This window comes from Thioclava sp. F36-6, from assembly GCF_002020305.1.
Taxonomy (GTDB): Bacteria; Pseudomonadota; Alphaproteobacteria; order Rhodobacterales; family Rhodobacteraceae; genus Thioclava; species Thioclava sediminum.
In genome coordinates this window covers 467,808-485,745 of sequence record NZ_MPZX01000003.1, presented here as the reverse complement: position 1 = coordinate 485,745, position 17,938 = coordinate 467,808, and the positions used below count along the sequence as shown (strand labels likewise).

Below are 17,938 nucleotides of genomic sequence, written 5' to 3'. Positions count from 1 at the left end.
GGCTTATCCTGCGAGTGAGAGATCAATGGCGCGGGTGTTGCCCGATGCGGATTGGACGAGATCAGCGGGGTCGAGAATGAGCGCGATTTGACCGTCGCCAAGAATCGTGGCGGCAGCGACGCCCGGGATGTGACCGTAGGACTGCTGCAGCCCCTTGATCACAACCTGGCGTTGCTCGAGGATTGAATCGACGACGAGAGCAGAACGGGCGCCATCTTCTTGAGCGGTAAGCAGAACGACGTCGCCGCTGTAGGAGCGCTTCGGTCCGCGGTATCCGAGTTCGGCACCGAGGTCGAAGAGAGGGACGAAGGCGCCCCGCAGATGGATGACGTTCGTCGACGGGCCGAGCGCGCGGATGTCTTCGCTTGTGAGCGTCGCGGTTTCGAGGATCGAGGAAAGCGGGACCACGAGGGTTTCGCCCGCGACATTGACGACCATGCCGTCGAGCACGGCTAGGGTCAGTGGCAGGGAGATCGAGAAGCAGCTGCCTTTGCCAGGTTCAGAGGTGATTGAAATTCGACCGCCGAGGGACTGGATCGAGCTTTTCACGACATCCATGCCGACGCCGCGGCCCGAGAGTGCGGAGACCTGGTCCGCAGTGGAGAAACCGGGCAGGAAGAGAAGGTTGTCGATTTCGTTGTCGGAAAGCTGGGCATCCGGGGTGACAAGCCCCTTTTCGATGGCTTTTTCGAAGACCTTCTTGCGGTCGATGCCACCACCGTCATCGCTGACTTCGATCACGACACGGCCGGATCGGTGGTGGGCTGAGAGGGTGACGATGCCTTCGCGCGGTTTGCCGATAGCCTCGCGCATGTCGGGGGATTCGAGGCCATGATCGACGGCGTTGCGGATCATATGGGTGAGCGGATCGGCGAGGCGCTCGATGACGGTCTTGTCGACCTCGGTGGTTTCACCTTCGGTTTTGAGACGGACATCCTTGCCGATCGCCGACGAGGCTTCGCGCACGATCCGGGCCATTCGCTGGAACAGCGGTTTGACCGGCTGAGCACGGATCATCATCACGCTGTCCTGAATGTCTCGGGTCAGCATCATGAAGGCTTCGAGCCCGGTATTCACGGCGGAGTTTGGCGGCAGACCGGCTTCGGCGACGGATTGGGCAAGCATGGCTTGGTTGATCACCAACTCGCCGACGAGGTTCACCAAGCGGTCGATGCGCTCGATATCGACGCGCACGGTGGCGCCGGGCTCTGTAGCGGGAGCGGTGTTGGCTGCCGCAGGCTGAGCGGCGGAGGGCTTCGCGGCCTCTGCCTGTTGCTCGGCCGGACCCGGGTCAGGCGTGAGCGCGGGAGCTTCGGTTGCGATCTTTGCTATGTCATCGGTTGGAGGCGGCGCGGGATTGACGCTAACGGGGCCATTCACTTCCGCCTCGGGTTCAAATTTCTCATCTTCGTCAGTGTCGACGGACGGTTCGCCATCTATTTCGGGCAGCTCCGGGAGGGGCGTTTCAGATGACTTTGGCATCGATGAAATTTCGATCTGGCAGACGTCTTCGACGAATTCGAACACTTCCCGGATTTCGTCTTCCGTTAAATCCCCCGTGATCTGGACGGTCCAGCTCAGATGGTTCTCCTCAGGGTCGAGCGCATCGAGTGGCGGGACCGCCGATGCGTCGGTCATGATCGAGACCTCCGCAATCTCGGCGAGGGCGCGGAGGAGCTGCAGCGGCTCGTTGCCCGAGGCATAGAGCGCGCCGTCCGGGCGGAACTGCAAGGTGAAGCCGGTCGGGGACGCATCCTCTGGCGTTAAATCGAAGTCGAGGTCGAGCGCGAGGCCCATCGGCTGAAAGTCCGCGGCCTCGGTCTCGTCTTCCGCATCAGCCGTATGTGCAGCTCCGCGATCCCCCAAAAGCGCCTCAAGTGCCTGAAGGCATTCCTCGGCGTCCTCGGGTTCGGAAGCCCCTTCGCGCGCGGCGTGGATTTCGTCTGCAAGCAGATCGGCCGCCTGAAAAAAGAGTTTCACCGCCTCAGGTGTCAGGTCGAGCCTCCCGGCGCGTAGCTCGTCCAAAACGGTTTCGAACCGATGCGCAAAAGCGACAAGCGCATCGAGCCCGAACGCGCCTGCGCCGCCCTTGATCGAATGGACCGCCCGGAAGACGACATTGATCGTCTCCCCATCGTCAGCGCCCTCGTCGAGATCGGAGAGCGCATCTTGCAGGCTTTCGAGCAGCTCTTCACATTCGATGAAGAACGATGCTTTGATTTCTGCCATCGGGTCGGACATGTCGCGCTCCTTATCCGGCAACCATGTTGAGCGCCTTGACCAGTTTGGTCGGGTCGAAGGGCTTCACGATCCAGCCGGTCGCCCCGGCGGCGCGGGCGCGGGCTTTCAGCTCGGCCGCGGATTCGGTGGTGAGGACGAGGATCGGGGTCGCGCGGTGGCGGTCCTGCCCGCGCACGGCCTCGATGAAGCCGAACCCGTCGAGGCGCGGCATGTTGATGTCGGAGATGATCGCGTCAGGCTCCAACCCGTCGAGCACCTCCAGCCCGTGCACGCCGTCTTCGGCGAGGTAAAGCTCCATCCCGGCGTGTTCGAGGGTGAGCTTGAGCATGTCGCGAATGGTGCGACTGTCATCGACCGCGAGAACTTTCAGTGACATGGGGCCTCCGCATCCGGCAGGTGCTGGAGATCCTCATGCGAGAGGCCAAACCGGGTCAGGGCGTTGTCGAACGCCTCCGAACTCTCGGCGATCTCGAGGCGGTGGCCTGCGATGCGGGCAGTCTTTGCCGCAGAGAGCAGCAGTTGCAGCCCCAGCGCGCCGAAATGGGTCACGCTGGAGGCATCGAGGGCGACATCTTCCGTCGCCACGCATTGCAGCGACGCTTGCAAGGGGCGCACGGTCGCAAGGTCGATCCGGTCGGGCAGGGCAAGCGCGGTCATGGCGCCACCACAAAGTCACGAAGGCAGAGCGTACGCATCGGCAACCTCTTTCAAACACATCCGTGAAAGAGGTCTACGCCCAAGCCGTTAAAATAGCCTTGACGGAAACGCGCCTATCGCATCATGCGCGAAGAAAGATAGGAGGCGCATCCCTGAAGTGCTGCGTAGTCGTCTTCGACCACGCTGACCGGGAAGGCGCGCAGGAATTCCGAGAAGCGGCCCTTGGCCTGCATCGCCTCGGCGAAACCGAACTCGTCGAGCCACGGGACGACGCCGCGCGCCGCCCCACCGATCAGGTAGATGCCTCCGAAGGGCAGGTGGGTCAGCGCCAGATCGCCCACGACCCGGCCCAACATCTGCACGAAAAGCTGTCCTGCCGCTACGGCGGTTTCCTCGCCACGGGTTATCGCTTCGAGGATTTCCTGACCCGAGGTGGTCGCGTCATCCTCGCCCCTGAGATAGGCGTAGAGCCGTTCCAGACCGCGCCCCGACACGACATGCTCGACACTGGCGAAATCGTGCTTCGCGTCGAGATAGGTCTTGAGCGCGAAATCCTCCTCGGTCTCGATCGGCAAGGTGGTGTGGCCCGCCTCCGAGGGCGGCACGACGCGCCCGCCGGGCCCCTCATGCACCGGAGCTGCGTTGAACCCGGTGCCGATCCCGACCACCAGCCGCGCAGAGCCCTCCTTCGCAGGCAGGCCGGGCAGGATCGGGTGCACGGCATCTTCGGCGAGGCTTCCCAGCGCATGGCCCTGCGCCTGCAGATCGTTGAGCACGAAGACATGATCGGTCCCGGTCAGCCGCGCGATATTGTCGGCGCGGATCACCCAGGCGAGGTTGGTCATTTCGGCCACGTCGTCGCGCACCGGACCGGCGGCGGCCACGCAGGCACCCGCGATCTCGCCGCAATCCTCGTCGCGGATATACTCCTCGAGGATGTCCTCAAGCGCGCCCCGCCCCTTGTTCGAGAAGCGGCGGATCGTGGAATGGATCAGCTTGCCGTCACGGGCCATCGCCACGCGTGTATTGGTGCCGCCGATATCGGCCAGCAGGGTGATTTGATCGCTCATCCGCGGCTCCCCAATGCGTCTTTCCATGCCAGATAGGACGCTTTGGGGGTGCGCTGCAAGCTGTCGAAGTCCACATGGACGAGCCCGAAGCGCTTCTCATAGCCCAGGGCCCATTCGTAATTGTCCATCAGCGACCAGCCGATATAGCCCTTCACCGGCACGCCCTCGGCGATCGCGCGCTGAACGGCGGCGAGGTGATCGCGGTAATAGGCGATGCGATGCGGGTCCTCGACCTTGCCGTCTTCGACCACATCGGGCGCGGCCATGCCGTTCTCGGTGACGTAGAGCGGCAGATCGCCGGTATAGTCGCGCTTGAGCCGTGTCAGGAACTGATAGAGCCCCTCGGGATAGATCTCCCAGCCCATCGCGGTCTTGGGCAGCGGGCCGTCGACCTCGTGATGCGCGGGCCACGGGCCTTCGGTGGGCGCGATGCGTTTGCAGGTGTAGTAATTGAGGCCGAGCCAGTCGAGCTTCTCGCCGATCAGAGCGAAATCGTCTTCCCAATTGTGCGGCATATGTGGGGCGAAGGCCTCCATCACCTCCTGCGGATAGCGGCCCTTGAAGATGCCCTCCACGAAGAAGCGGTTGTAATAGGCGTCATAAAGATTGGCGGCCGCCGCGGCCTCGGGCGTCTCGTCGGCGGGGATCGGGTATTCGAGATTGCACACTGCGCCGAGGTTTTTCATCCCATGCGCGCGCATCACGCGGATCGACTTGCCATGGGCGAGCAGCACGTGATGCATCGCATGGGCCGTGGCGCGGATGTCGCGCAGGCCCGGTGCGTGATGGCCGAGGAAATGGCTGAGCCAACCGACGCACCACGGCTCGTTGATGGGGGCGGCGGACCAGATACGGTCGCCGAGCCGATCCGCGATGACTTGCGTGAAATCGGCGAACCAGGAAGCGATGTCGCGGTTGCGCCAGCCGCCCTTGTCGGCGAGCGCAGCGGGCAGTTCCCAGTGATAGAGCGTGAGCGCCGGTTTCAACCCGCGCTCCAGCATCCCGTCGACCAGCCGGTCGTAGAAATCGAGACCCTCGCGGTTCACCGGGCCACGCCCTTCCGGCATGACCCGCGCCCACGACGTCGAGAAGCGGTAGATGTCGAACCCCGCATTGGCGATCAGGTCGAGGTCTTCCTCCCAGCGGTGATAGTGGTCGCAGGCGACCGCACCGTTCTCGGCGCGCACGACATTGCCGGGGGTGGCGGCGAAGGTGTCCCAATGGGTCGGGCCCGCACCGCCGAAGGAATGACCCTCGATCTGATAGGAGGAGGTGGCAACGCCGAATTGGAAATCGGCAGGAAAATCAGAGCGTTTCGGGAGCATCTTCATCCTGTATATTAAATTGGTTTCAACTCGGGTGCAGCGCGCCTCATTGCGTGGGGACCGGACCGGTGGACTGGCCGACGACCAAAACCGCCTCCATCAATTCGTGGCGCGGGCTGCGGTCGCCGCTCTCGATCTGTTCGATCAGAAGCGCCGCGCAGCGCCGTCCCGCCTCGCGCACCGAGGAGCGCGTCGCGGTGAAGATCGGCTCTTCCGCCGTACCGTTTCTCAAGTAACCCAGCTCGTCGTCATGGGTCACGATCGAGACGTCGCGCCCCATCACCAACCCGGCCTCTTCGATGCCGCGCCGCGCACCCATCGCGGACAGCAGCGAGGCGGTCAGGAAGGCCGTCGGCGGGTCGGGCCATTGCAGCATCTCGCGCGCCGCATCATGGCCCTGCGCTTCGGTCATCTCGCCCTCGACGATCAGAGCCGGGTCGATTGCCATGTCGCGCGCCTTGAGCGCCGCCTCATAGCCGCGCCGGCGCCTGCGGGCGAAATCCATCTCACCGATGCCGTTGATCAGCGCGATCCGGCGATGCCCCAGATCGAGCAGGAAATTCGTCGCCCGCTCGAAGGCGCGCTTGTTGTTCACGTCGACCCAGCTGAAGGCGGAATCCGATCCGCTGACCCGCCCGTGCAGAACGTAGGGCATCCCAAGCGTGTCGAGCATGGCGATGCGGTGATCCTCGACCTTGGGCGCGTGTATCAGCACGCCGTCCACATTCCCTTTCGAGCGCAGCTCGGCATAGGCGCGGGCCTCGGAATCGTCGGGCACGATGGTCATGACCATATCGTAGCCCGCACGCGCATAGACTTCACCGGCGCCCGCGATGAAATCCGCGAAAACCGGATTCACGATCTCGTGGCGATCCGAGATCGGGATGATGTGGCCGATGGCCATCGCACGCCCCGTCGCCAATCGTTTGGCCTGCGTGTTGGGACGGTAATTGGCAGCCTCTGCCGCTTCGCGCACCCGACGCCGCGTGGCCTCGGAGACTTCCGGGTAGCCGTTGAGCGCGCGACTCACAGTGGTGGGCGACAGCCCCAATTCGAGTGCCAATGTCTTGAGATTCATGAGCCAAACCGCTTTGGATTATCGCGAGACTAGGGTGCGCGTCTATCGGCGTCAATGATGCGCGTGCGGCGCAGCATATGCTGCGATGCGGCATAAACTTCTGGGTAAGTCATGAGGATATAAAGCGGAATTGATTTTAGCGTGAGCAGGCACAATTGACTTCTTCGCGAGGCTCTGAAACGGTCGGAGCTGTCCAAAGCGCTTTGGGCGGGCGAGTCGCCTTGGGCCAAAAAGCGCGACACACCGGGAGGATTTCATGACCAAACATCTGATGCTTGGGATCGCGGCGCTCGCGCTGTCGGCGGGGCTCGCTCACGCGCAGGATCTCAAATTCGCGCCGGGCAGCGATGCCGACAAGTTTGACTGGGCGAGCTACGATCAATTCAAGAACGACACCGACCTGAGCGGCGAGACGCTCACGATCACCGGCCCGTGGACGGGCAACGACAAGGCGCTTTTCGAGAGCGTTCTGGCCTATTTCTCGGCCGCGACCGGCGCCAAGGTGAACTACTCCGGTTCGGAAAGCTTCGAGCAGGATATCGTGATCGCCGCGAAGGCTGGCACGCCGCCGAACATCGCGGTCTTCCCGCAGCCGGGCCTCGCCTCAGACATGGCCAAGCAGGGCTACCTGACGGCGATGCCCGATGGCACGGGTGACTGGATCAAGAACAATTACGCCGCCGGGAAGTCCTGGGAGGACCTGTCCACCTACAAGGGCAAGGACGGCGAGAACCATACCTTCACCTTCCCCTTCAAGGCGGACCTGAAATCGCTCGTCTGGTACGTGCCGGAGAACTTCAAGGAAGCGGGCTACAAGGTTCCCGAGACGATGGAGGACCTCAAGGCGCTGACCGAGCAGATCAAGGCCGATGGCGGCACGCCGTGGTGCATCGGTCTGGGCTCCGGGGCCGCGACCGGCTGGCCCGCGACCGACTGGGTCGAAGACTTCATGCTGCGCACGCAGTCGCCCGAGACCTATGACGACTGGGTCACCAACAAGCTGAAGTTCAACGATCCCAAGGTCGTCGAGGCGATCAAGGATTACGGCTGGTTCGCCAAGACCCCCGGCTTCGCCGAAGGCGGCGAGCAGGCGGTGGCCACCACCGACTTCCGCGACAGCCCGAAAGGTCTCTTCGACTTCCCGCCGAAATGCTACATGCACAAACAGGCGAGCTTCATTCCGACCTTCTTCCCCGACGGAACCAAGGTTGGTCAGGACGTGAACTTCTTCTATTTCCCGTCCTATGCCAGCAAGGATCTCGGCAAGCCGGTCCTCGGTGCAGGCACGATGTTCGGCATCACCAAGGACTCCAAGGCCGCCGAAGCCTTCGTGAAGTTCCTCGAGACGCCGATCGCCTCGGAAGTCTGGATGGCGCAATCGGGCTTCCTGACGCCGAACAAGAACGTCAATCCGGCGGCCTTCGCCAATGACGTGCAGCGGCACATGAACTCGATCCTGCTGGACGCGACGACCTTCCGCTTCGACGGGTCGGATCAGATGCCGGGCGAGATCGGCACCGATGCGTTCTGGAAAGCGATGGTCGCCTACACCACCGGTGACGAGACCGCGCAAGAGGCCGCAGACGCGGTCCAGAAGCGCTGGGACAGCATCCAGAAGTAAGTAACGCCTGCGCCCCCGGAGCCGTTCTCCGGGGGCGTTCGCATCTTTTCACGCCGGTTCGGGGAGGGGCCAGATGTCACCGATCTTGCAGGGTCTGATTACGATCGCGCTTGGGGTGGGCGGCTGCGTCGCCTATTTCTACGCCGCGAATATCGTCCTCGACAAAGTCATCTTCCCGCCGAGCGGCAAAGACCCGGGGCGCAACATCAACCGCGCGAACATGGTCCGCCCCTGGCTGTTCCTGTTCCCGGCGATCTTCGCGCTCGGTCTGTATCTGGCCTATCCGGTGGTGGGCTCGTTCTGGCGCTCGCTGTTCAATCGCGACGGCGGCACTTTCGTCGGCCTTGGCAATTACGAACGGCTCGCGATGGATCCGAGCTTCCGTCAGGCCGTGTTCAACAACTTCCTCTGGGTGCTGGTGGTGCCCGCGCTCGCGACCTTCCTCGGTCTGCTGGCAGCGCAGCTCACCGACCGCATCAAATGGGGGAATATCGCGAAATCGCTGATCTTCATGCCGATGGCGATTTCCTTCGTGGGCGCCTCGCTGATCTGGAAATTCGTCTACGCCGTGAACCCCGATATCGGGATGATCAACGCGATCCGCGTGGCCTTCCACATGCAGCCGCTCGACCCGTTGCAGGTGCCGTTCTGGAACAACTTCTTCCTGATGGTGATCCTGATCTGGATCCAGACCGGCTTCGCGATGGTGATCCTCTCGGCTGCGCTGCGCGGCATCCCCGAGGAAACGATCGAGGCCGCGGTGCTCGACGGGGCCAACCCGTTCCAGCTGTTCTTCAAGATCAAGGTGCCGCAGATCATGCCGACGATCGTCGTGGTCTGGACCACGATCACGATCCTCGTGCTGAAGGTCTTCGACATCGTCTACGCAACGACCGGCGGGAATTTCGGCACGCAGATCCTGCCCAGCTACATGATGCAATACATGTTCCGCGATGACGGGCGCGCGACGGCGGTGGCCTTCGTCATCATGATCATCGTGCTGCCGGTGATGATCTGGAACATCATTCAAGCCCGTAGGGAGACGCGCTGATGGCCGCTATCGCAGGACAGAAATCGCGCCTGACTTGGGCGGTGCAACTCTCGGTCGTCTTCATGGTAGTGCTGTGGCTGGTGCCGACGGTGGGGCTTCTGGTCAGTTCCTTCCGCACGACCGACCAGATCAGCCAGTCGGGCTGGTGGGACGCGGCCTTCTCGGTGGAGAAAGCTTTCCGCGACCGCATCCCGGCCGACGGCGAGAAACAGGTCGACGGGCTCTATGTGCTCGAGGGCGATCTGCTTAATAACGGGCAGAACGCGAATGACCTGAAAGCGGGCACGACGATCACCGCCTTCGGCACTTCGGGCATCAAGCCGGGCGCCTACAAGGCGGGGGAGACGGTCGATACCGGCGATGGCGGCACGCTGAGCGTCGCCAAGGACGGCACCTACAAGGCCACGTCGAAGACGAGCTTCGACGGTTCGGGCCCGCGGGTCTATTTCGTGGCCGAGATGCCGCCCGCATTCACCCTGGCCAATTACCGCAACGTGCTGTTCTCGGACGGCATGGGGCAGGCCTTCATGAATACGCTGACGGTGACGATCCCGGCGACGATCATCCCGATCCTCGTCGCGGCCTTCGCGGCCTATGCGCTGGCCTGGATGGAGTTTCCGGGCCGGGGCCTGTTGATCGCGGCGGTTGTGGGCCTTCTGGTCGTGCCGCTGCAGCTCGCGCTGGTGCCGCTCCTGCGGCTCCATCAGGAGATCGGCATCGGGCAGAGCTTCCTCGGGATATGGCTGGCCCATACCGGGTTCGGCTTGCCGCTCGCGATCTACCTGTTGCGCAACTACATGGTCGGTCTTCCGCGCGATATCATCGAGAGCGCGAAGGTCGACGGGGCGACCGATTTCGAAATCTTCATGAAAATCGTGCTGCCTTTGTCATTCCCGGCGCTTGCTTCTTTTGCAATCTTCCAATTCCTCTGGGTCTGGAATGACCTACTTGTCGCGAAGGTCTTCCTTCCGGCGAACGACGCCTCGAAGGTGATGACTGTGAAGATCGCCGACGACCTTCTGGGGTCGCGCGGCGGCGACTGGGGCATTCTGGCGTCCGCCGCCTTCATCTCCATCGCCGTGCCGCTTCTGGTGTTCTTCGCTATGCAGAAATATCTCGTCCGCGGTCTGCTGGCGGGTTCGGTTAAAGGTGGTTGATGAAAACCCTTACAAAAAAAGAAGACTGGTGGCGCGGGGCCGTGATCTACCAGATCTATCCGCGCAGCTTCCAAGACAGCAACGGCGACGGCATCGGCGACCTTCTCGGGATCGTCCGCCGCCTGCCGCATGTCGCGAGCCTCGGGGCGGATGCGGTCTGGATCTCGCCCTTCTTCACCTCGCCGATGAAGGATTTCGGCTATGACGTCAGCGATTACACCGATGTCGATCCGATGTTCGGCAGCCTCGCCGATTTCGACCAGGTGATCGCCACGGCCCATGCGCTGGGTCTGAAGGTGATGATCGATCTGGTGCTGAGCCATACCTCCGATCAGCACCCGTGGTTCCAGGAAAGCCGGTCGAGCCGGGACAACCCGAAAGCCGACTGGTATGTCTGGGCCGACCCTAAGCCCGACGGCACGCCGCCCAACAACTGGCTGTCGATCTTCGGCGGTCCGGGTTGGCACTGGGATAGCCGGCGCGAACAATATTACATGCACAACTTCCTCGTGGAGCAGCCCGATCTGAACTTCCACAACCCGGAAGTGACGCAGGAACTGCTCAACGTCGCGCAGTTCTGGCTGGAGCGCGGCGTCGATGGCTTCCGCCTCGATACGATCAACTTCTACATGCATGACGACGAGCTGCGCGATAACCCGCCGCTGCCGCCGGAAGAGCGGAACGACCAGACCGCGCCCAAGGTGAACCCCTACAATCACCAGCGCCACATCTACGACAAGAACAACCCCGAGAACCTGCGCTTCCTGCGCAAGCTGCGGACCTTGATGAATAATTACAACGCCGCCGCCGTGGGCGAGGTGGGCGACAGCCAGCGTGGGCTGGAGATTCTCGGCGAATACACCTCAGGCGCGGACAAGATGCAGATGTCCTACGCGTTCGAGCTGCTCTCCGGGCATGAACCGCTCAAGGCGAGCTACTTCAAATCCGTCTTCGACAAGGTCGATGCGGTGGCCAAGGACGGCTGGGTTTGCTGGGCCTATTCGAACCACGATGTGGAGCGCCATATCTCGCGCTGGCAGCTGACGCCGGCCTCGGCGCGCCTCTATACCTCGCTGATGATGTGCCTGCGCGGCTCGCTCTGTCTCTATCAGGGCGAGGAACTCGGCCTGCCCGAGGCAGAGCTGTCCTACGAAGACCTGCAGGACCCTTACGGCAAGGAATTCTGGCCGGAATTCAAGGGCCGTGACGGCTGCCGTACGCCGATGGTCTGGGAACGCGACGCCGCCTATGCGGGCTTCTCGCAGGCGCGCCCGTGGCTTCCTGTGCCCACCACGCACCAGAACATCGCGACCGATGTGGCCGAGCACGATCCCGCCTCGCTGCTGCACCATTACCGTCGCGCGATCGGCTTCCGTCGCAATCACGACGTGCTTCGGACCGGCGCGATGGAGGATATGTACTGTTCCGGCGACCTGCTGGTCTTCACGCGCAGGAACGAGGAGGAGACGATCCTGTGCTATTTCAACCTGTCCGATCATCCGGTGAACGCCACCGTTCCGCCGGGCAACTGGGTGACGGTGGGGGGCGAGCTGGGCTCGATCCGACCGATGCCCGATCACACTTTGCATCTCGGCCCATGGCAGCCGAGCATTCTGCGCCTCGACGAACACGAGGCCTGAGGGGGAGACTATGGCCGAACTCAAACTGGAAAACGTCGCGAAAAGCTATGGCGAGGTGTCGGTTCTCGAGAACATCAACCTTGACATCAAAGCGGGTGAGCTGATCGTCTTCGTGGGCCCCTCGGGCTGCGGGAAATCGACGCTTCTGCGGATGATCGCGGGGCTCGAGAAGATCACGGGCGGCACGCTCGAGATCGACGGGGTGCGGATGAACGACGTGCCGCCGTCGAACCGCGGCATCGCGATGGTCTTCCAGTCCTACGCGCTCTATCCGCACATGACGGTGCGCGACAACATGGCCTTCGCCCTGAAGATCGCGAAGATGAGCAAAGACGAGATCGATGCCGCCGTCAATAAGGCGGCGGATATGCTGCAACTGACAGATTACCTCGACCGCCTTCCGAAGGCGCTCTCGGGTGGTCAGCGGCAGCGGGTCGCCATCGGGCGCGCCATCGTGCGCGACCCGAAGGTCTATCTCTTCGACGAACCGCTCTCGAACCTAGACGCGGCGCTGCGCGTCGCGACCCGGATCGAGATCGCTCAGCTCAAAGAGGCGATGCCCGATCGCACGATGATCTACGTCACCCACGATCAGGTCGAGGCGATGACGCTCGCGACCCGGATCGTCGTGCTGGCGAACAAGGGGATCGCGCAGGTCGGCACGCCGCTGGAGCTTTATGAGCAGCCGCGCAACGAATTCGTCGCGCAGTTCATCGGCTCTCCCGCGATGAACCTGCTGTCGGGCGAGGTCACCGAGACGGGCGAGATGACGACGGTGAAACTCGATGGCGGCGGCATCGCGCGGTCGACCATCGCGACGCGTCCCGAGGATCTGTCGCGGCGCGTGAAAATCGGGGTGCGCCCCGAGGATTTCGTGCCCACCGAGGACGCGGCGATCTACACCGGTCGCGTCGATATCGTCGAAGCTCTGGGCGAGGTGACGCTTCTGTATTTCGAGGCCGAAGGCGGTCACGACCCGATCATCGCGAAACTGCCCGGCATCCATCACGACCGTCGCTATACCGAGATTTCTCTCGGCGCCGATCCGTCCAAAGTGCATCTCTTCGCGGACGGTCAGTCGCTTCTCTACCGCTGACGGACGCAAACAGGCCATCGCGTATCCCTCTGCCCGTTAGTTTGAGGCGAGTTAAACGGGCGGAGGCAATCATGGCCGATTCGGAACTGGGTGAACGTGTGGGGCGTCGCGCGCGCGGTGGTGGCGGGGCAGCCCGTCGGGCCGAACGCACGGCCGTGAAGGTGGAGTTCTCGCGCTTCATCACGCGCAACATTCCCGACATGGAAATCCTGAACGAGGAAGCCCTCGAGATCATCGAGCATAACGCGGAAACCGTGCTCGAAGAGATCGGCGTCAATTTCGTCGAGAACCCCGAAGCGCTGGAACGCTGGCGCGAGGCGGGGGCCTCGATCGAAGGCGAGCGCGTGCGCATTCCGCGCGGCCTTGCCCGCAAGCTCTGCGCGACCGCGCCGTCGCAATTCACCCAGCACGCCCGCAACCCCGAGCGCAATGTCGAGATCGGCGGGCGCAACCTCGTCATCGCCCCGGTCTATGGCCCGCCCTTCGTGCGCGACAGCCAGGGTGGCCGCCGCTACGCGACGATCGAGGATTTCCGGAACTTCGTGAAACTCGGCTACATGTCGAAATGGGTCCACCATTCCGGCGGCACCGTCTGCGAGCCGACCGATGTGGCGGTGAACAAGCGTCATTTCGACATGCTCCACGCGCATATGACGCTTAGCGACAAGCCCTATATGGGCTCGGTCACCGAGCCCTCGCGTGCCGCCGACAGCGTCGAGATGTCGAAGATCCTCTTCGGTGACGAGTTCGTCGACAACAACACGGTGATGACCTCGCTCATCAACATCAACTCGCCGCTGACCTTCGACTCCACGATGATGGGGGCGCTCGAGGTCTATGCGAAGGCCAATCAAGCCTGCATCATCTCGCCCTTCATCGTCGGTGGCGCGATGGCGCCGGTCTCGGTCGCGGGCACTCTGACGCAGGTGCTGGCCGAGGTGCTGGCGGGCGTGGCCTATTCCCAGCTGATCCGTCCCGGCGCGCCGGTGATCTTCGGGGCCTTTGTCACCTCGATCGACATGAACTCGGGCGCGCCCACCTTCGGCACGCCCGAAGCCTCGCTGATCACGCTGGGCGCGGGGCAGCTCGCGCGGCGCCTGAACCTGCCGTATCGCTCGGCGGGCGGGTTCACCGGATCGAAACTGCCCGATGCGCAGGCCGCTTACGAGACCGCAAATACGCTCAATAACGGGCTCTATGCGGGCGTTAACTTCATGCTGCACGGCTGCGGCTGGCTGGAGGGCGGTCTGGTCTCGTCCTACGAGAAATTCGTGATGGATGCCGACCAGCTGGGCATCCTGCACAGCCTCGCCAAAGGCGTCGATATCTCGGAGAACGGTCAGGCGATGGATGCGATCCGCGAGGTGGGGCCGGGCGGTCACTACCTCGGTTGCGCCCATACGCAGGCGAACTTCAAGGATGCGTTCTGGCGCACGAAACTGCTCGATTACCGTCCCTTCGAGACCTGGGAAGAGCAGGGCGCGCCCGACACGATGGCGCTCGCGACGAAGCGGGTGGAGAAGATGCTCGGCGAGTATCAGCAGCCCGCCATGGACCCGAGCGTCGCCGAGGCGCTGGCGGCTTATGTCGCGCGCAAGAAGGCCGAAGTGCCCGACGCCTTCCTGTAACGGCTCAGTCTTCCTCGATCTGATAGTCCCGCGCGATCCCCTGGGTCGCGCGGCCCCATTCCGAGGCCTTGCCTGATGCGCCTCGAACGCGGCCCGGTCGGTGAAGCGTTCCGTGACGGTGAAGACCAGCGGATCGGCTCCGTGCCTGACTTCGAACATCTCGCATCCCGGCTCGGCATGGGTGAGCGCGATATGCTCGGGCAGGTGAACGCGGACAATTCCGACCTCGGCGGCATCGGCGCAGATCAGGCGCCCGGTCAGTTTGACGGCCATCTTTGTCTCCCCAAAAGAAAAGGCCCGCGCCTTTCGGACGCGGGCCTGCAACTCATTCCCACTCGATCGTGCCGGGGGGCTTCGAGGTGATGTCGTAGGTCACCCGGTTGATGCCCTTCACCTCGTTGATGATCCGCGTCGCTGTCTCGCCGAGGAACTCGTGGCTGAACGGGTAGTAATCCGCCGTCATGCCGTCGACCGAGGTCACCGCGCGCAAGGCGCAGGCGTAATCATAGGTCCGCCCGTCGCCCATCACGCCAACTGTGCGCACCGGCAGGATCGCGACGAAGGCCTGCCAGATCTCGTCATAAAGCCCGTGCTTGCGGATCTGGTCGATATAGACCGCGTCTGCCTTGCGCAGGATCTCCAGCTTGTCGCGGGTGATCTCGCCGGGGCAGCGGATCGCGAGGCCGGGGCCGGGGAAGGGGTGGCGGCCAATGAACGACGCCGGCAGACCCAGCTCGTGACCGAGCGCACGGACCTCGTCCTTGAACAGCTCGCGCAGCGGCTCGACCAGCTTGAGGCCCATCTTCTCGGGGAGACCGCCCACATTGTGGTGCGACTTGATGGTAACCGAGGGACCGCCCGAGAAGCTCACCGATTCAATGACATCGGGATAAAGCGTGCCCTGCGCGAGGAAGCTCGCATCCTCGATCTCACCCGCATATTTCTGGAACACGTCGATGAAGAGGCGCCCGATCGTCTTGCGCTTGACCTCAGGGTCAGTGACGCCTTCCAGCTCGCCGAGGAACAGCTCGCTCTCATCGGCATGGATCAGCTTGATGTTGTAATGGTCGCGGAACATCGTGACCACTTCCTCGGCCTCGTTCATCCGCAGCAGGCCATGATCCACGAAGACACAGGTCAGCTGATCGCCGATCGCCTCGTGCAGCAGGATCGCGGTGACCGAGCTGTCGACGCCGCCGGACAGACCGCAGATCACATGGCTGTCGCCCACCTGCTCGCGGATCTGGCGGATCGCCTCGTCGCGATAGGCGTCCATCGTCCAGTCGCCGGTGAAGCCCGCGTCGCGCACGAAGTTCTCGTAGAGCGTCTTGCCGTTGGGCGTGTGATGCACCTCCGGGTGGAACTGCACCGCGTAGAAGCGACGGCTCAGATCGGCGGTGATCGCGTACGGTGCGCCCGGCGAGGTGCCATAGACCTCGAAGCCCGGCGCGATGCGGCTGACATGGTCGCCATGGCTCATCCAGACCTGCTCGCGGCCCGCGCCATCCATGAACCAGCCGGTCAGCAGATCGATCCGCGTCTCGGTCGGCGTCACATAGGCGCGCCCGAATTCGGCGGAGCCGTGCTTGGCCTCCACCAGACCGCCCAGATCCTGCATCATCACCTGCTGGCCGTAGCAGATGCCGAGGATCGGCACGCCCAGCTCATAGGCCGATTTCGGCGGCCGGGGAGAGCCCTCGCGCGTAACCGAATCCGGTCCGCCCGAGAAGATGATCGCTTTCGGGGCGAACTCTTTCAGGAAGGCGTCGGTGACGTTCTGATAGGGATGGATTTCGCAGTAAACATTCAGCTCGCGAAGCCGCCGCGCAATCAGCTGCGTGACTTGAGAGCCGAAGTCGATGATGAGGAGGCGCTGATGGTCTGTCATGCCGTTGGCATTAGGGCGCGTTTTCGCGCTTGGCAAGAGGGCAGCTTGCGTGACTCATATTTATCGCGCGACTGACCCCTTCCTCTTGGCAAAAATATCCCGGGGGGCGGCGCAGCCGCGGGGGCAGCGCCCCCTCCGCCATTGCCTCTCAGCTCTCCGGATAGCCGCCCGGGATCAGCGGCCGGATCTTGAGCCGCGTGATCCGGTTGTCCTTGCGGCCTGCGACCTCGAAGCGGAAGCCGTGGAAGGAGAAGACCTGCCCCTCAGTCGGGATCGTCTGCGCCTCGTGGATCACCAGACCGGCGACGGTGTTGGCCTCTTCATCGGGCAGCGTCCAGTCGGTCTCGCGGTTCAGGTCGCGGATCGTCATCGCGCCGTCGACGATGTAATCGCCGCTCTCGGTGGGCTTCAGACGTTTCTCGGCCTTGGGATCGAATTCGTCGGTGATCTCGCCCACGATCTCTTCGAGGATGTCCTCCAGCGTCAGCAAACCCCGCAGATCGCCATATTCGTCCACCACCAGCGCGAAATGGGTACGGCGCTTCAGGAACTCCTGCATCTGCTCGTCGAGCGGCGTCGTCTCGGGGACGAAATAGGGCTTCATCATCACCTTGGCGATGTCGAGATCGGCGACGCTTTCCAACGTCCCGTCGCCGCCACGCACGACCTTTTCCACCGCGCGCAGCAGGTCTTTCGAGTGGATGACGCCCACCACGTTCTCGCGCTCGCCGCGATAGAGCGGCAGGCGAGTGTGCGGCGAGGACAGCACCGCCGTCAGGATCGTGTCGGGATCTTCCTCGATATCGATCATCTCGATCTGGCTCCGGTGGAGCATGATCTCTTCGACCGTGCGATTGCCCAGATCGAGCGCGCCCAGCAACCGGTCACGGTCTTCCTTGTCGACCGTGCCCTCGGATTGCCCCAGCGCCAGCGCGCCTGCGATCTCCTCGTGGATCGAGAACATATGGGTGTCCTTGTCGGTCCGCATCCCGAAGGCATAGAGGATGCCGCGCACGATCATCCGCACGATGGCGACGATCGGGGCGAGGACGAGCGTGACCACGCGGATCGGCCCCGCGACCTTCGAGGCGACTTTCTCGGGTAGGGTGATCGCATAGGTCTTGGGCAGCACTTCCGAGAAGACCAGCACCAGCACCGTCATCACCAGCGTCGCCAGCGCCACCCCCGATTGCCCGAAGACCCGCGTCATCAAAGCCGTCGCCAGCGAGGCGGACAGGATGTTGACGACGTTGTTGCCCAGAAGGATCGCGCCGATCAGCCGCTCGCTGTCCTCGGTGACTTCCAGCGCGGTCTGCGCGCCGCTTTCGCCCTTATCGGCCTGCGCGCGCAGCTTGGCGCGACTGGCCGCCGTCAGCGCCGTTTCGGAGCCGGAGAAGAAGGCCGAGAGCGCCAGCAGTAGGATGATCGAACCGGCGGTGATCCAGAAGGCAAAATCGAGAGTGTTTTCCATGGTGTCAGGTTATGG

The 17,938-nt window shown here is 63.2% G+C and carries 14 protein-coding genes and 1 pseudogene; 6 read left to right on the top strand and 9 right to left on the bottom strand.

Annotated elements, in window-relative coordinates; translation table 11 throughout:
* Nucleotides 1–3: 3 nt before the first annotated feature.
* The 6 genes from BMI88_RS16480 to BMI88_RS16455 all read right to left on the bottom strand — a co-directional run bounded on the left by BMI88_RS16480 (nt 4) and on the right by BMI88_RS16455 (nt 6,371).
* Entirely contained in the window at nt 4–2,241 is a 2,238-nt protein-coding gene (locus tag BMI88_RS16480) for a chemotaxis protein CheA (protein WP_078550481.1), read from the bottom strand.
* A 10-nt stretch (nt 2,242–2,251) separates the two neighbouring features.
* Nucleotides 2,252–2,617 carry a response regulator gene (locus BMI88_RS16475; protein ID WP_078520611.1) on the bottom strand — a complete coding sequence of 122 codons (366 nt, stop codon included), beginning with the start codon at nt 2,615–2,617 and terminating at the stop codon, nt 2,252–2,254.
* Complete coding sequence (locus tag BMI88_RS16470) at nt 2,608–2,898, bottom strand: STAS domain-containing protein (protein ID WP_078550479.1); 291 nt, start codon at nt 2,896–2,898, stop codon at nt 2,608–2,610. Before BMI88_RS16470 ends, BMI88_RS16475 begins: the two co-directional genes overlap by 10 nt.
* Before the next feature lie 113 nt (nt 2,899–3,011).
* Nucleotides 3,012–3,968, bottom strand: coding sequence for an ROK family protein (locus tag BMI88_RS16465; protein WP_078550477.1), 957 nt, complete (start codon nt 3,966–3,968; stop codon nt 3,012–3,014).
* Complete coding sequence (locus tag BMI88_RS16460; RefSeq protein ID WP_078550475.1) at nt 3,965–5,293, bottom strand: GH1 family beta-glucosidase; 1,329 nt, start codon at nt 5,291–5,293, stop codon at nt 3,965–3,967. The genes BMI88_RS16465 and BMI88_RS16460 overlap by 4 nt, the downstream gene beginning before the upstream one ends.
* A gap of 46 nt (nt 5,294–5,339) precedes the next feature.
* Complete coding sequence (locus BMI88_RS16455) at nt 5,340–6,371, bottom strand: substrate-binding domain-containing protein (protein WP_078550473.1); 1,032 nt, start codon at nt 6,369–6,371, stop codon at nt 5,340–5,342.
* A gap of 256 nt (nt 6,372–6,627) precedes the next feature.
* Here BMI88_RS16455 and BMI88_RS16450 point away from each other — a divergent pair, with 256 nt between their 5' ends.
* The 6 genes from BMI88_RS16450 to BMI88_RS16425 all read left to right on the top strand — a co-directional run bounded on the left by BMI88_RS16450 (nt 6,628) and on the right by BMI88_RS16425 (nt 14,564).
* Complete coding sequence (locus tag BMI88_RS16450) at nt 6,628–7,992, top strand: ABC transporter substrate-binding protein (RefSeq protein ID WP_078550471.1); 1,365 nt, start codon at nt 6,628–6,630, stop codon at nt 7,990–7,992.
* Between the two features lie 73 nt (nt 7,993–8,065).
* Complete coding sequence (locus BMI88_RS16445; RefSeq protein WP_078520616.1) at nt 8,066–9,043, top strand: sugar ABC transporter permease; 978 nt, start codon at nt 8,066–8,068, stop codon at nt 9,041–9,043.
* Complete coding sequence (locus BMI88_RS16440) at nt 9,043–10,200, top strand: carbohydrate ABC transporter permease (protein ID WP_078550468.1); 1,158 nt, start codon at nt 9,043–9,045, stop codon at nt 10,198–10,200. The genes BMI88_RS16445 and BMI88_RS16440 overlap by 1 nt, the downstream gene beginning before the upstream one ends.
* Nucleotides 10,200–11,840: an alpha-glucosidase gene (locus BMI88_RS16435; protein WP_078550466.1), complete on the top strand. Its 1,641-nt coding sequence runs from the start codon at nt 10,200–10,202 to the stop codon at nt 11,838–11,840. The genes BMI88_RS16440 and BMI88_RS16435 overlap by 1 nt, the downstream gene beginning before the upstream one ends.
* Nucleotides 11,841–11,850: 10 nt before the next feature.
* Nucleotides 11,851–12,936, top strand: a complete 1,086-nt coding sequence (locus tag BMI88_RS16430) for an ABC transporter ATP-binding protein (protein ID WP_078550464.1) — start codon at nt 11,851–11,853, stop codon at nt 12,934–12,936.
* Between the two features lie 71 nt (nt 12,937–13,007).
* Complete coding sequence (locus BMI88_RS16425; protein WP_078550462.1) at nt 13,008–14,564, top strand: trimethylamine methyltransferase family protein; 1,557 nt, start codon at nt 13,008–13,010, stop codon at nt 14,562–14,564.
* Nucleotides 14,565–14,672: 108 nt separating this feature from the next.
* On the opposite strand, the pseudogene BMI88_RS19960 reads toward BMI88_RS16425, so the two are convergent.
* From BMI88_RS19960 to BMI88_RS16410, 3 genes and pseudogenes are all read right to left on the bottom strand, one after another.
* A pseudogene (locus tag BMI88_RS19960) lies at nt 14,673–14,723 on the bottom strand (hypothetical protein); the annotation flags it as partial.
* 166 nt (nt 14,724–14,889) lie between these two features.
* Nucleotides 14,890–16,452, bottom strand: coding sequence for a glutamine-hydrolyzing GMP synthase (gene guaA, locus BMI88_RS16415; protein WP_078520622.1), 1,563 nt, complete (start codon nt 16,450–16,452; stop codon nt 14,890–14,892).
* 148 nt (nt 16,453–16,600) lie between these two features.
* On the bottom strand, nt 16,601–17,923 hold the full coding sequence (locus BMI88_RS16410) for an HlyC/CorC family transporter (protein ID WP_078550460.1): 1,323 nt from the start codon (nt 17,921–17,923) through the stop codon (nt 16,601–16,603).
* Nucleotides 17,924–17,938 lie beyond the last annotated feature (15 nt).